This window comes from Mesorhizobium sp. WSM3866 (genome assembly GCF_002294795.1).
Taxonomy (GTDB): domain Bacteria; phylum Pseudomonadota; class Alphaproteobacteria; order Rhizobiales; family Rhizobiaceae; genus Mesorhizobium.
Genome location: NZ_NSGC01000010.1, coordinates 201,565 through 214,266, shown reverse-complemented (window position 1 = coordinate 214,266; position 12,702 = coordinate 201,565). Strand labels below are relative to the sequence as shown.

The window sequence follows — 12,702 nt, the reverse complement described above, 5'->3', positions numbered from 1 at the left end:
TTGCGGGTGCTGCCCTTAAGGTCACTTCGTAATCGCCTGCGGTTTCGCCGGCTGCCCAGGATTGCAAAGTATGCCTGCAAGAACGATGTCGCTGACCGTGGAACTGGTCGCCCGCTGTTTTCGCGCGGTCGATGACCCGGGGCCCGACCCGGATGCCGAGCATCTCGTGGACAGCGACTATGAAGCCATGCTGGATGCATTCGAGGCCGAGCTACCTGCAACCGAGCCTCTCTGGCTGTTCGGCTACGGCTCGCTGATCTGGAAGCCCGAGATTGAGCATGTCGAGGAGCGCGTCGCCGTGGCACGCGGCTGGCATCGCTCCTTCTGCATGAAGATGACGCGCTGGCGCGGCACCAAGCAAAGGCCCGGGCTGATGATGGCGCTGGATCGTGGCGGCCAATGCAAGGGCGTTGCTTTCCGCCTGAACGGTGGTGACCGCCGGCAGGCGCTGGACAGGCTTTTTCGCCGCGAGATGACGCTGAAGCCGACCAGCTACCGGCCGCGCCTGCTGCAACTCGCAACCGACAAGGGGCCGTTGAGAGCGCTTGCCTTCGTCATCAATCGCAAAGGCACGACCTATGCCGGCCCACTCAACGAAGACGAGGTGGTCGAAAGGCTGGCGACCTCGTGCGGCCACTGGGGTTCAGGCGCCGACTATCTCTACAACACGGTGAAGAACCTCGAACAGCGCGGTATTCACGACCGCCATTTGTGGCGATTGCAGCAGCTCGTCGCCGAGCGGATCGCCGGATCTTAGTCCGAAACCGGTGCCGCAATCACGCTGCGGCGTGACGGAATTTGGTTTGCCGGTCGCGACGATTCTGCCTATAGTCGCTGGCGTCGTCGGTTCCGTTTTTGGAGCCAAGAGGGAATGCGGTGAGGGTGGAGTCTTTGCCCTAAGCCGTGGCTGCCCCCGCAACTGTGTGCGGTAGTCCTCTCCATAGACCACTGAGGTTTGTCCTCGGGAAGGTGGGGAAGGGTGCGAATCCGCGAGCCAGGAGACCTGCCGGCGACAGGAAAGTTGACTTCGATGCCCTCGGGTGGAGGGCGAAAGGACAAGACATGAATACCGCTTCCGTCTCCCTCGGCGCCTCCGTCTCCTCGCAGTCGCGCATCATGCAGCTGGCTCTCGCCGCGCTGCTCGGCATTTTCGTCGTCGGTTTTGTCGGCTTCTCGCACATCGATGCGGTCCACAACGCTGCCCACGACTATCGTCACTCGATGGCTTTTCCCTGCCACTGACGAAGGCCCGATATCATGAATCTGTTTCGCAACGTCGTGTTCGTCGCGGCGATCGCAGGGCTCGTGGCGGGCATCGCGCTTGCCTGCATGCAGGCCTATGCGACCGTGCCGCTGATCCTCAAAGCGGAAGTCTATGAAAAGGCGGGCGGCGGTCATCACCACGACCATGCCGCCAACACTGGAACTAGCGCTGCCATGAGCTCGGCCGAACCGGCGGGCAATGCGATGAGCAGCGCCGCTCCTGCGTCGACGGAAGCGGCGGCTCCGACCGAGGACGAGGGCTGGGCTCCGGCCGACGGCTTCGAGCGCTTCGCCTTCAACGTTGTCGCAAACATCGTCACCGGCATCGGCTTCGCGCTGATCCTGGTCGCGGTCTCGGAATTCGCCGGTGGCATCGGCAGCTGGCGCCAGGGCGTGTTCTGGGGCCTTGCCGGCTTTGCGGTTTTCACGCTCGCGCCCGGCCTCGGCCTGCCGCCGGAACTGCCGGCCATGCCGGCGGCGGAACTTCTGCCGCGCCAGATCTGGTGGATTTCGACGGTGGCCGCAACCGCGGTCGGCCTTGGATTGATCGCCTTTCGCAAGTCGCTGCCCTTGGCAATTCTGGCGGTCGTGCTGATCGTCGCTCCGCACGTAGTCGGCGCGCCGCAGCCCGTCAGCTTCGAGACGGCGATTCCCGAGGGGCTGCACCATCAGTTCGTGGTGGCGGTGACCCTCACCGATCTGGTCTTCTGGCTGGTGCTCGGTGCGGCCGTCGGTGTGGTGCGCGGCCGCTTCACCGGTACGTCGACCAGCCTGCGCGACAGCTTTGCCTGATCGCGCGGAGGGCCATCTGACCTTCATCATCGGCGGTGCGCGCTCCGGCAAGAGCGCGCATGCCGAGTGCCTGGTGGCGGCAAGCCCGTCGCCTTGGGCCTATATCGCCACCGCGCAGGCCTATGACGAGGAGATGCGCGAGCGCATCGCGCTGCATCGCTCGCGCCGCGGCAAAGGCTGGGTCACCGTCGATGCGCCGCTCGACCTGGTCGGCGCGATCGACGCCTTGCCCGATCACCAGCCGGTGCTTATCGATTGCCTGACATTGTGGCTGAGCAATCATATGCTGGCGGACCACGATATCGAGGCCGAGTGCCGGCGGCTCTCGGATGTGCTTTCGCAGCCGCGCGGACCGTGGTTTGTGGTGTCTAACGAAGTCGGGCTCGGCATCGTGCCGGACAATGCGCTGGCGCGCCGGTTCCGCGACGCCGCCGGGCGGCTCAACCAGCAGGTCGCGGCTGTCGCCGACAGCGTGCTGATGATGGTGGCGGGGCTGCCGCTCAAGGCGAAGTGACATGGGCGAGATCAAAGACACGATCATCGACTACAAGGATGCCGAACGCCATCGAGCCAAGATGGCCAAGCGCAAGGCGGTGCAGGATGCCGAGGTGGCCGGCAAGACGATCGAGAAGGGACTGCTGATCGTCAATACGGGGCCGGCCAAGGGCAAGACCACGGCTGCGTTCGGCCTGGCGCTGAGGATGCTTGGCTACGGCAAGCGCGTCGGCGTCGTCCAGTTCATCAAGGGCAAATGGCACACGGGCGAGAAGGATGCCTTCGCCGCCTTCGGCGATCGCGTCGTCTGGCACGCGATGGGCGAGGGCTTCACCTGGGAGACGCAGGACCTGAAGCGCGACATAGCCGCCGCCGAGGCTGCCTGGGCGAAGGCGCTCGAGCTGATTGCCGACCCTTCGATCAGCCTCGTCGTCCTCGACGAGCTCAACATCGCTCTGCGCTACGATTATCTCGAGCTGGAAAAGGTGGTCGCGGCGCTGAAGGCGCGCCGCGAGGGCCTGCATGTCGTCGTCACCGGCCGCAACGCCAAGCCGCTGCTGGTCGAGGCGGCCGATCTCGTCACCGAGATGGGGCTGACCAAGCACCATTTCGCGGCCGGCGTGAAGGCGCAGCAGGGGATCGAGTTCTGAGGCGCCTTAGCCGCCGATCAAAATGGTCAGATAGATCACCGTCGCCGACAAAATCGCGAACAGGCCGATCAGCAGCCCGTCGGCGACGCGATAGAGTTCCAGCGCCTGCCTTATGTCGGTGCTTTCGGCCTCGCGCCTGCCGCCTTCGCCCATGAAGGCATCCTCGACGACCTCGCCGCCATAACTGCGCGGTCCGGCCAGGGCGAGCCCCAGCGCGCCGGCCATGGCGGCTTCCGGCCAGCCGGCATTGGGCGAACGGTGCTTCTTCGCGTCACGCCGCATGACCTGCCAGGCGTTGCGGGGGTCGGCGCCCTTGACGATGAAGGCCGCCAGCACAATCAGCAGGCCGGTGAGCCGCGATGCCGGCAGGTTGACCAGGTCGTCGAAGCGAGCGGCCGCCCGGCCGAAGGCCTCGTATTTCGGCGTGCGGTGGCCGATCATGGAATCGGCGGTGTTGGCGGCCTTGTAGGCAGCACCCCCGGCCAAACCACCGACACCGGTCCATATGGCAGGCGCGACGACGCCATCGGAGAAATTCTCTGCCAGGCTTTCGATCGCGGCTCGGGCAACGCCCGCCCTGTCGAGCTTGTCCGGATCGCGGCCGACGATGCGCGAAACGGCGATGCGGCCGAGCGTGAGGCCGCCGGTCTCCAGCGCATCGGCGACATCCTCGACATGCTCGGCGAGGCTCTTCTGCGACAGAAGCGAGGAGCTGAGAATGGCCGCGATGACCAGGCCGGACGGAAAGATCAGCCAGAGCAGGACATGCAGCGCCAGGCCTATGGCCGCCGGCACCAGCAGGACGACCAGAAGCGCCTGGAGGCCGCGGCGGCGACGCAATTCGTCGGAATCGGTGGCGCGGTTGAGCCTGCGATCGAGAAAGGATATCAGCCTGCCGATCCAGGTTACCGGATGACCGATGGCGTTAAACAGCCAGTCCGGGTAGCCAAGGGCACGTTCGATGGCGAGTGACAGGAAAGCGATCAGTATCGACATGAAGCTTCTAAGCGGAGCGGTTGCAGCGGTTGATCACGGCGGCAGCCTTGGCCGGGCAAGCGCGCTCTTTCCTCATGCGCCACAGCCTTTCCTTGACCTCTCGACAGGTATCAATCCGCACTCCTATCCGCTTTTCGATCTGCCCGCCACCGCCCTGTCACGATTGCCCGAGCCAGGACGACTGCGCGAATTGGCCGAAATTGCGGCCAAGGCGTATGGCGCGCGGTCGGCGGCGCATGTCGTGGCCGCGCCCGGCACGCAGATCCTGTTGCCGCGGGTCGCTTCGCTGGTGAGGCCCGGCAAGGCACTGGTGCTGGGTCCAACCTATGCCGAACACGCCAGGGCGGCCGCGATTGCAGGCCATGCGATTGTGGAGGTGGGCGACTTCGACGCCTTGGCGGACGCTGACCTTGCCGTGCTGGTCAACCCGAACAATCCGGATGGGCGAGTGATCGAAAGGCACCGCCTGGTCGGCCTTGCTGCGCGGCTTCGCGCGAAGGGCGGCCTGCTGGTGGTCGACGAAGCCTTCATGGATGTCGGCCCGGTCCAACACAGCCTTGCCGGCGATGTGGGCCAGGGTGGTATGGTGGTGCTGCGCTCCTTCGGCAAATTCTTCGGCCTTGCCGGCGTCAGGCTTGGTTTCGCGCTGGCCGACCAACTGACAGCCGAGCGGCTGGAGGCGCAGCTTGGGCCATGGGCTGTCGCCGGTCCTGCACTTGAATACGGAATCCGCGCATTGGCGAATGCCGGGTGGCAGGACGACATGCGACAGGGCCTGGCAGCCGATGCCAAGCGCCTCGACGCGCTGCTCAGCCGATTCGGTATCGCGGTCGCCGGCGGCACCAGTTTGTTCCGCTATTTGTCGTTCTCCGATGCTGCCTCCCTGTTCTCCGCTCTTGGCGAACGCGGTATCTTGGTCCGCCATTTTGCCGATCGTCCGCACGCCTTGCGCGTCGGTCTGCCCGGCAGCGAAGAGGAGTGGCAGCGGCTCGAGAGCGCGCTTGCAGCGTGGGCCTCGCGGCGCGACTATGCGCCGAAGGAGTGCTGACGATGATCCATGTCTGTTCGCTGTCGAAGGTGGAGGAGACCGTTGCGAGAACCGGCGCGGAGCGCTTGCTGTCGCTGCTCGCCGACGGCACCGGGATGATCCGTCCGGCCTCGATACTGGCCGAAAACCATCTGCATCTCGTCATGCACGACATCGTCGCCGCGCAGGAAGGCATGACCATGCCGGGCGAGGAGCATGTGCGCGCGCTGCTCGACTTCGCCTATCGCTGGGACAGGGCCAAACCGATGGTCGTGCACTGCTATGCCGGTATCAGCCGCTCGACGGCATCGGCCTATATTATCGCGGCGGCACTGGCGCCCAAACGCGACGAGGCGGAGCTGGCGAAGACGCTGCGCTTTCTCTCGCCGTCAGCGACGCCCAATCCAAGGCTGATTGCCGTTGCGGATATGTTGCTTGGGCGAGAAGGCCGGATGATCGCGGCGGTCGAAGCAATCGGGCGCGGTGCAGATGCATTTGAAGGGATTCCGTTCGAACTCAGCATTAGAGATTGAGCTCGCACTGTTCCGCTACGCCAGCCAGTCGGCAAGCCTCGCCTTACGCACATCCCTGGCCAGGCTGATGAAGCCATCGGCCTGATGCTCGGCCGTGAGCCGGCCTTTTTCGGCGGTGGCGATGCTGGCGTCGCCGACCACGCCGTTCGGATTGAGGTCGCTGGCGATCCAGGCGAAGGCGTGCGTTCCGGTGTGCCGCAGCAGGGCGAATTCCTTTTCGGCGCGACCGACATTGGAGACGAAATTGTCGGCCTTGCCCATATCGACGAGATCTGGCCGGAAATGCAGCATCAGCGAGGTCTCGACATCGCCGCCATGGATGCCGTGACGGTCCTCGAGCTCGGTATACATGCCGGAGGGACGGCCGAAGCGCTGCCAGCTCGTCTTCACCGCCAGCATCTTTGCGCGCACGCGCAATTCGCGCGTGACAATGCCCATGATCTCCTCGTTGCCGCCATGCGAGTTGACGACGATCAACTTTCTGACCCCGGCGCGGGCGACCGAGAGGCCAAGCTCCGTCCAGGCGTCGACCAGGGTGGTGGCCGGCAAGGTGAGCGTTCCCGGCGCATGCAGATGCTCGTTCGACTTGCCCACCGCCTGCACCGGCAGGAGGCGGATGTCGATGTCCTCGGGCAGGCGCGCAATCACCGTCTCCAGCATGCCCATCATGATCGAGGTGTCGGTCGAGACGGGAAGGTGAGGGCCATGCTGCTCGACCGCGGCCACCGGCAGAACGGCAATCGTCGCTTCCGCGTCGATCGAGGCGTATTCGGTCGTCCGATAGTCGCCCCACCACACACGTCTTGTCGTCACTGTCGTCTCCCGATGGTCTGCTGTTCGGCCCGAAGGTCTAAAGCGCCTGGCCATTCCGGGCAACAGCTAGCCTGCTGCCAGAACCTCCACCTCGACCTTGAATTCCGGGCGGGCAAAACCTGAAACGATCATCAGCGTCGAAGCGGGCGCCGGATCGGAAAACAGGCGATTGCGAACGTCCATATAGGCCTGCAGATGCGCGCGATCGGTGACGAAGGCGTTGATGCGCACGACATCGTTCAGCGTCAGCCCGGCTTCGCTTAAGATTGCGGCAATATTCTTGAAGCAAAGCTCGGTCTGCGCGCCGGCATCCTCCGGGACGGCGTCATCCGGCGCGATGCCCAACTGACCCGAACATAGCACAAGGCGCTTTCCCGCTGGAATTTCAACGCCATGGCTATAACGGGCAAAGGGCGGCTTGATCGACTTGGGGGCGAGATAATTGAGCATGGCATTCTCCTGTCGGCAAGCAGACTAAGGCCGGATTCATGAAAGCTTCAAGATGCGGTGCATGCCGCCCGGGCGATTATGGACAGGCGTCCAAAAAATGGGCACGATGCCATTTGTACAGCATGACCCGTCCGGTCTCGGCAATGACTGCCGCGCAAGCAGGCGGCCCAAGGCGGTGGCATGTGTCTTGCTTCTTGAACCAATGGAGTGGAGCCCAGCGCGCAGCGCGCCGGAGCCAAGAGAGGGTGATGTTTATGTACGGAAAAGAAAAAATCCTGGCGGGTGCGATCGCGCTGCTTGCTGCCAGCACGCTGGGCGCTGCGGCCAACGAGAAGGTCACCTTTGGCACCAACTGGCTGGCCGAGCCGGAACATGGCGGCTACTACCAGGCGATCGCTGACGGAACCTACGCCGCCTGCGGCCTCGACGTCACCATCATGCAGGGCGGCCCGCAGGTCAGCGGCCGGCCGATGCTGCTGGCCGGCAAGATCGATTTCTACATGGGTGGCAACCTGCTCTCGGCCTTCGACGCCGTGCAGCAGGGGATTCCGATGCGCGTCGTCGCCGCCGACTTCCAGAAGGACCCGCAGGTCATTATGTCCCATCCGGGCGAAGGGCTGGACAAGTGGGAGGACCTGAAGAACGCCGACCAGTATATCCTCGGCGACGAGGGCGCACAGACCTTCTTCCAGTGGATGGTGACCGATCTCGGCTTCGATGCCGCCAAGCGCGTGCCATACACCTTCAATCCGGCGCCCTTCATCGCCAACAAGAAGTCGATCCAGCAGGGCTATGTCACGTCGGAGCCCTACGCGGTGCAGAAACAGGGCGGCTTCGTGCCGAACCAGTTCCTGCTCGCCGACAATGGCTGGGATACTTATGCCACGACCATCGAAGTGATGCAGGACACCATCGACAAGCGGCCGGAGGTGGTGCAGTGCTTCGTCGATGGCTCGGCCAAGGGCTGGTACAACTACCTCTACGGCGACAACAAGGCCGCCAACGAGATGATCAAGAAGGACAATCCGGACATGACGGATGAGCAGATCGCCTTCTCGATCGAACAGCTGAAGAAGTTCGGCATTGTCGATTCCGGCGATACGGAAAAGCTCGGTATCGGCGGCATGACCGAAGCGCGCATCCAGAGCTTCTACGACAAGATGGTCAAGGCCAAGGTCGCGCAGCCGGGCATCGACATCAAGAAGGCCTATACGCTCGCCTTCATCAACAAGGGGGTCGGGCGGGAGCTGAAGAAGTAAGGCGGCCTGCCTGAGATGATCCAGGAGAAAGTGGCGCAGGCAACGGCATCGGGTGAGAGCCCGATGCTGCTTTCCTTACGCAATGTCGGCAAGGTCTTTTCCAACGGCGTCACGGCGCTGAGCAAGGTCGACCTGGCGATCCGCGAAGGCGATTTCCTAAGCCTGCTCGGGCCCTCGGGCTGCGGCAAGTCGACGGCGCTCAGGTTGATCGCCGGCCTGTCGACGCCGACCTCCGGTCAGCTCGACTGGCGCGGCTCGATCGACCGCTCGAATATCGGCTTCGTCTTCCAGGAGCCGACGCTGCTGCCATGGGCCAGCGTCTTCGACAATGTCTGGCTGCCGCTCAGGCTGAAAGGCGTATCGCGCGCGGAGGCCAAGCCCGCGGTGATGGAAATGCTGTCGCGCGTGCACCTCACCGGTTTCGAGAATGCCGTGCCGCGCGAGCTTTCCGGCGGCATGAAGATGCGTGTCTCGATCGCACGGGCTATGGTGACCAAGCCGCGCATTCTTCTGATGGACGAGCCCTTCGCGGCGCTTGACGAGATTACCCGCTTCAAGCTCAACAACGATCTTCTCGAGCTTTGGCAGGACGAGCGGTTTACCGTCGTCTTCGTCACCCATAGCGTCTTCGAAAGCGTGTTCCTGTCCAGTCGTGTCGTCGTCATGGCGGCACGACCGGGCCGCGTCCACGGCGAGCTTGCAATCGAAGCGCCTTATCCGCGCGACGAGGCATTCCGGACTTCGCCCGACTATGCGGCGCTCTGCCGGCAGGCCTCGGACGTGCTGGTCAATGCCATCAACTCAACCGCCGGACCTCATCATGACGGCCATTGAAGACAATGCCCTGAAGCTCGACGCGGAAGAGGCGCGCCGCGTCCGCCAGGAGCGGCTGGAGCGGATCGGCAAATGGGTGCTGCCACTGGCGATCATGGTGCTTGCGATCTGGCTGTGGGATCGCATCTGCGTCTGGAACGGGATCCCGCAATACATCCTGCCGCGCCCGGGCGTGGTGCTGCAGACGCTGCATGACGACGCCGGGCTGTTGTTCTCTTCGCTGCTGGTGACGCTCAGGATTACCTTCCTCAGCCTGCTGCTTGCGGTAATCGGCGGCGTCGGGCTGGCGGTGCTGTTCGCGCAGTCGAAATGGGTGGAGATGTCGTTCTTCCCCTTCGCCATCGTGCTGCAGGTGACGCCGATCGTGGCGATCTTCCCGCTGATCAACATCTACATCAACAACCAGACGACCAAGCTCCTGCTCTGTGCCTGGATCGTCGCCTTCTTCCCGATCCTCTCCAACACCACGCTCGGGCTGAACTCGGTCGACCGCAACCTGCGCGATTTGTTCAAGCTCAACGGAGCAACCCGCTGGCAGCAATTGCGGTATCTGCGCCTGCCGGCGGCGATGCCCTATTTCCTCGGCGGGCTGAAGATCGCCGGCGGCCTGTCGCTGATCGGCGCCGTGGTGGCCGAGTTCGTCGCCGGCGCGCAGGGGCAATCGTCCGGGCTTGCCTCGCGCATCATCGAGGCGGGCTACCGGCTCAATGCTCCCAGGCTGTTCGCGGCGCTGATCCTGATCTCGCTCACCGGCATCCTGATCTTCCTGGTGCTGTCGCTGGTGTCGCATCTCATCCTGCGCCGCTGGCACGAGAGCGCGCTGAAGCAGGAGCGCTAGGGTGCCTCAATGTTGATCCCAGCCTCTGGTCGTTACCAACTCGCCAACGTCCGCGTTCATCAATCGCTGACGCCCGGTCTTGCCGCAAGCTTCGATGCCGATGGTTTTGCGCTCGCCGACATTGCCGTCGCCGACGGCAAGATTGCTAGCATCATTGCGCACGGCAAAGCCGAGCCGCCATTCGACGCAATCGACCTTGGCGGCCGCATCGTGCTGCCCTGCTTCGTCGACTGCCATACGCATATCGACAAGGGCCATATCTGGCCGCGCAAGCCAAATCCCGACGGCACCTTCATAGGCGCGCTCAACGCAACTGCCGCCGATCGCACCGCTCGCTGGAGCGCGGAGGACGTGGCGAGGCGCATGGATTTCTCGCTGCGCTCAGCTTACGCGCACGGCACCAGGGCCTTGCGCACGCATCTCGACAGCGTGGCGCCGCAGGAGGAAATTTCCTGGCCGGTGTTCGAGACGATGCGGGAAAAATGGCGAGGCCGGATCGAGCTGCAGGCCGCCTGTCTGCTTGGCATCGAAGGCGTGCGCGACAAGGCCTGGTTCGAGCGTCTGGCAAAACGCGTCGCCGCGGCCAAGGGCGTGCTCGGCGTTGTCACTTACATGGTGCCCGACCTCGAGGAACTGCTCGACAAGGTGTTCGCTGAAGCCATCAAGCATGGGCTCGACCTCGATTTCCATGCCGACGAGACCGACGATGTCGCGGCCGTCTCGCTGAAGAAGATCGCCGAGGCTTCGCTGTGGAACGGTTTTGGGGGCAATATCCTGATCGGGCATTGCTGCTCGCTGGCGCGCCAGCCCGACCTCGAAGTTCTCGACACGCTGGACAAGGTGGCGAAGGCCGGACTGGCGGTCGTGTCGCTGCCGATGTGCAACCTCTATCTGCAGGACCGGCGCAACAACGGCACGACGCCCCGCTGGCGCGGCGTGACGCTGCTGCACGAGATCAAGGCACGCGGCATCAAAGTGGCTGTCGCTTCCGACAACACGCGCGACCCGTTCTACGCCTATGGCGACCTCGATATGCTGGAGGTCTATCGCATGGCGACACGCATCCTGCATTTCGATCACCCTGTCGGTGACTGGCCGAAAGCGATAGCGGCGACGCCGGCCGAGGTGATGCGGCTGGAAGGTGTCGGCACTCTCGCCGCCGGCGGCAGCGCCGACTTCATCGTCTTCAAGGGACGCAGCTGGACCGAATTGCTGTCGCGGCCCGAATCGGATCGCATCGTGGTGCGCGAGGGCAGGGCGATCGAGCGCCGGCTGCCCGACTATGCTGAACTCGACGAATTGATGGTGTGATGATGGATATCGCAGCGCTGAAGCGCGATCTCGAAGGCCTCAAGATCGACGACCATCCGGCCATCGTCCAGCAGAAGAGCCGCGACTTCTACTGGTACAGCCCCGTCCTCAAACAACAGCTCGACCACGTCACCGGTGACCTGATCGTGACGCCGAAGAACGAGGACGAGGTGATCCGCATTTTGGCCGCCTGCCACCGGCACGGCGTTCCAGTCACACCGCGCGGCAGCGGCACCGGCAATTACGGACAGGCGATGCCGCTGTCGGGCGGCGTGGTGCTCAACCTCGCCGAGATGAACGAAGTCAAGGCGATCGCGCCGGGCCGCGTGGTGACCGGGCCCGGAGCGGTTCTGGCCGACATCGATCGCGCCGCGCGGGCGCATTCCGCGCAGGAACTGCGCATGTCGCCCTCCACCTACAACACCGCCTCCATCGGCGGCTTCGTCGCAGGCGGCTCTGGCGGCGTCGGCTCGATCCGCTGGGGCGGATTGCGCGATCTCGGCAATGTCATCCGGCTGCGGACCGTGACGATGGAGGCGGAGCCGCGCGTCATGGACCTCTCGGGCGAGGACGTGCTCAAGGTGATGCATGCCTATGGCACCAACGGCATCATCACCGAGGTTGAGATGCCGCTGACGGCGTCCTACGATTGGGTCGATGTCATCGTCGGCTTCGACGATTTCATGGGTGCAGCGGGCTTCGGCAACGACCTCGCCGAGCAGGACGGCATATTGGCGAAGCTGATCACGCCGATCGCGGCACCCATTCCTTACGATTATTTCAAGCGACACCAGAAGTTCTTCCGGCGCGAGCAGAGCATCGTGGTGTGCATGATCGCGCCGCACGCGATGGATGGGTTCCTCGCGTTCGTCCGGGCCAGCAAAGGCGAAATCGTCTTCCGGGCCGACCAGGAGACCGACCTCAAGGGATTGCCGCCGGCCTACGAGCTGACCTGGAATCACACGACGCTGCGCGCCATAAGAGTCGATCCGACGATCACCTATCTGCAGGCGCGCTATCCGTCGCCGGACCATCTCGCGCACGTCAAGGCGATGGTCGACCGCTTCGGCGACGAGGTGCCGGCGCATCTCGAATTCATCCGCTTCGACGGCGCGATCGGCGCCGCCGGGCTGCCGCTGGTCCGTTTCACCACGGAAGAAAGGCTCGACGAGATCATCCGTATCCACGAGGACAATGGCTGCTGGATCTTCAACCCCCATCGCTACACGCTGGAAGAGGGCGGCATGAAGCAGACTGACGAGGTTCAGCTTGCCTTCAAGCGCGAGACCGACCCGCAAGGATTGCTCAACCCCGGCAAGATGATTGCCTGGGAGAATCCGGGCTATGACTATCGCTCCGGCAAGCCGTTCCTGTTCAAGGGGCTGCAAAAGGCGAGGTGATCGCGATGAGCGCCCGGCGCTGCACCCTCCTCTGGCCTGTC

15 protein-coding genes and 1 riboswitch are annotated in these 12,702 nt (G+C 64.0%); of the genes, 12 read left to right on the top strand and 3 right to left on the bottom strand.

The genetic code is table 11. The features are described 5' to 3' along the window. The first annotated feature begins 70 nt into the window (after window positions 1-70). The 5 genes from CK222_RS23045 to cobO all read left to right on the top strand — a co-directional run bounded on the left by CK222_RS23045 (window position 71) and on the right by cobO (window position 3,200). Window positions 71-757: a gamma-glutamylcyclotransferase gene (locus tag CK222_RS23045; RefSeq protein ID WP_095801971.1), complete on the top strand. Its 687-nt coding sequence runs from the start codon at window positions 71-73 to the stop codon at window positions 755-757. A gap of 70 nt (window positions 758-827) precedes the next feature. Continuing rightward, window positions 828-1,026, top strand: a riboswitch (cobalamin riboswitch). Window positions 1,027-1,062: 36 nt separating this feature from the next. Then, window positions 1,063-1,242, top strand: a complete 180-nt coding sequence (locus CK222_RS23040; protein WP_095780832.1) for a CbtB domain-containing protein — start codon at window positions 1,063-1,065, stop codon at window positions 1,240-1,242. A gap of 15 nt (window positions 1,243-1,257) precedes the next feature. Further along, window positions 1,258-2,055 (top strand): CbtA family protein, encoded by a 798-nt coding sequence (locus CK222_RS23035; protein WP_095801970.1) that lies wholly within the window; start codon window positions 1,258-1,260, stop codon window positions 2,053-2,055. Beyond that, window positions 2,048-2,569, top strand: a complete 522-nt coding sequence (gene cobU / locus CK222_RS23030) for a bifunctional adenosylcobinamide kinase/adenosylcobinamide-phosphate guanylyltransferase (protein ID WP_095801969.1) — start codon at window positions 2,048-2,050, stop codon at window positions 2,567-2,569. The genes CK222_RS23035 and cobU overlap by 8 nt, the downstream gene beginning before the upstream one ends. A 1-nt stretch (window position 2,570) precedes the next feature. Beyond that, a complete protein-coding gene (gene cobO, locus CK222_RS23025; RefSeq protein WP_095801968.1) occupies window positions 2,571-3,200 on the top strand; it encodes a cob(I)yrinic acid a,c-diamide adenosyltransferase in 630 nt (209 codons plus the stop codon). Window positions 3,201-3,206: 6 nt separating this feature from the next. On the opposite strand, the gene cbiB is transcribed toward cobO, so the two are convergent. Next, window positions 3,207-4,196 carry an adenosylcobinamide-phosphate synthase CbiB gene (cbiB, locus tag CK222_RS23020; RefSeq protein ID WP_095801967.1) on the bottom strand — a complete coding sequence of 330 codons (990 nt, stop codon included), beginning with the start codon at window positions 4,194-4,196 and terminating at the stop codon, window positions 3,207-3,209. On the opposite strand from cbiB, the gene cobD reads away from it, so the two are divergent. After that, complete coding sequence (gene cobD / locus CK222_RS23015; RefSeq protein ID WP_095801966.1) at window positions 4,195-5,244, top strand: threonine-phosphate decarboxylase CobD; 1,050 nt, start codon at window positions 4,195-4,197, stop codon at window positions 5,242-5,244. The two genes, cbiB and cobD, sit on opposite strands and share 2 nt — an antisense overlap. A gap of 2 nt (window positions 5,245-5,246) precedes the next feature. Next, entirely contained in the window at window positions 5,247-5,756 is a 510-nt protein-coding gene (locus CK222_RS23010) for a tyrosine phosphatase family protein (protein ID WP_067329232.1), read from the top strand. 15 nt (window positions 5,757-5,771) lie between these two features. Here CK222_RS23010 and CK222_RS23005 read toward each other — a convergent pair whose 3' ends face one another. Both CK222_RS23005 and CK222_RS23000 read right to left on the bottom strand, forming a co-directional pair. Then, the gene (locus CK222_RS23005) at window positions 5,772-6,569 is read right to left on the bottom strand and encodes a creatininase family protein (RefSeq protein WP_095801965.1); all 798 of its coding nucleotides are present in this window, start codon (window positions 6,567-6,569) and stop codon (window positions 5,772-5,774) included. 66 nt (window positions 6,570-6,635) lie between these two features. Continuing rightward, window positions 6,636-7,019: a RidA family protein gene (locus tag CK222_RS23000; protein ID WP_067329236.1), complete on the bottom strand. Its 384-nt coding sequence runs from the start codon at window positions 7,017-7,019 to the stop codon at window positions 6,636-6,638. Between the two features lie 254 nt (window positions 7,020-7,273). Between CK222_RS23000 and CK222_RS22995 the strand changes: the two genes are divergently transcribed. Genes CK222_RS22995 through CK222_RS22975 form a run of 5 tightly spaced genes read left to right on the top strand, consistent with a single transcriptional unit; the run spans window position 7,274 to window position 12,661 of the window. Beyond that, complete coding sequence (locus CK222_RS22995) at window positions 7,274-8,278, top strand: ABC transporter substrate-binding protein (protein ID WP_067329238.1); 1,005 nt, start codon at window positions 7,274-7,276, stop codon at window positions 8,276-8,278. A gap of 15 nt (window positions 8,279-8,293) precedes the next feature. Beyond that, on the top strand, window positions 8,294-9,112 hold the full coding sequence (locus tag CK222_RS22990) for an ABC transporter ATP-binding protein (protein WP_095801964.1): 819 nt from the start codon (window positions 8,294-8,296) through the stop codon (window positions 9,110-9,112). After that, on the top strand, window positions 9,099-9,950 hold the full coding sequence (locus CK222_RS22985) for an ABC transporter permease (RefSeq protein ID WP_095801963.1): 852 nt from the start codon (window positions 9,099-9,101) through the stop codon (window positions 9,948-9,950). The genes CK222_RS22990 and CK222_RS22985 overlap by 14 nt, the downstream gene beginning before the upstream one ends. Window positions 9,951-9,962: 12 nt before the next feature. Continuing rightward, window positions 9,963-11,261, top strand: coding sequence for a cytosine deaminase (locus CK222_RS22980; protein WP_095802021.1), 1,299 nt, complete (start codon window positions 9,963-9,965; stop codon window positions 11,259-11,261). A gap of 2 nt (window positions 11,262-11,263) precedes the next feature. After that, the gene (locus tag CK222_RS22975) at window positions 11,264-12,661 is read left to right on the top strand and encodes an FAD-binding oxidoreductase (protein ID WP_095801962.1); all 1,398 of its coding nucleotides are present in this window, start codon (window positions 11,264-11,266) and stop codon (window positions 12,659-12,661) included. Window positions 12,662-12,702 lie beyond the last annotated feature (41 nt).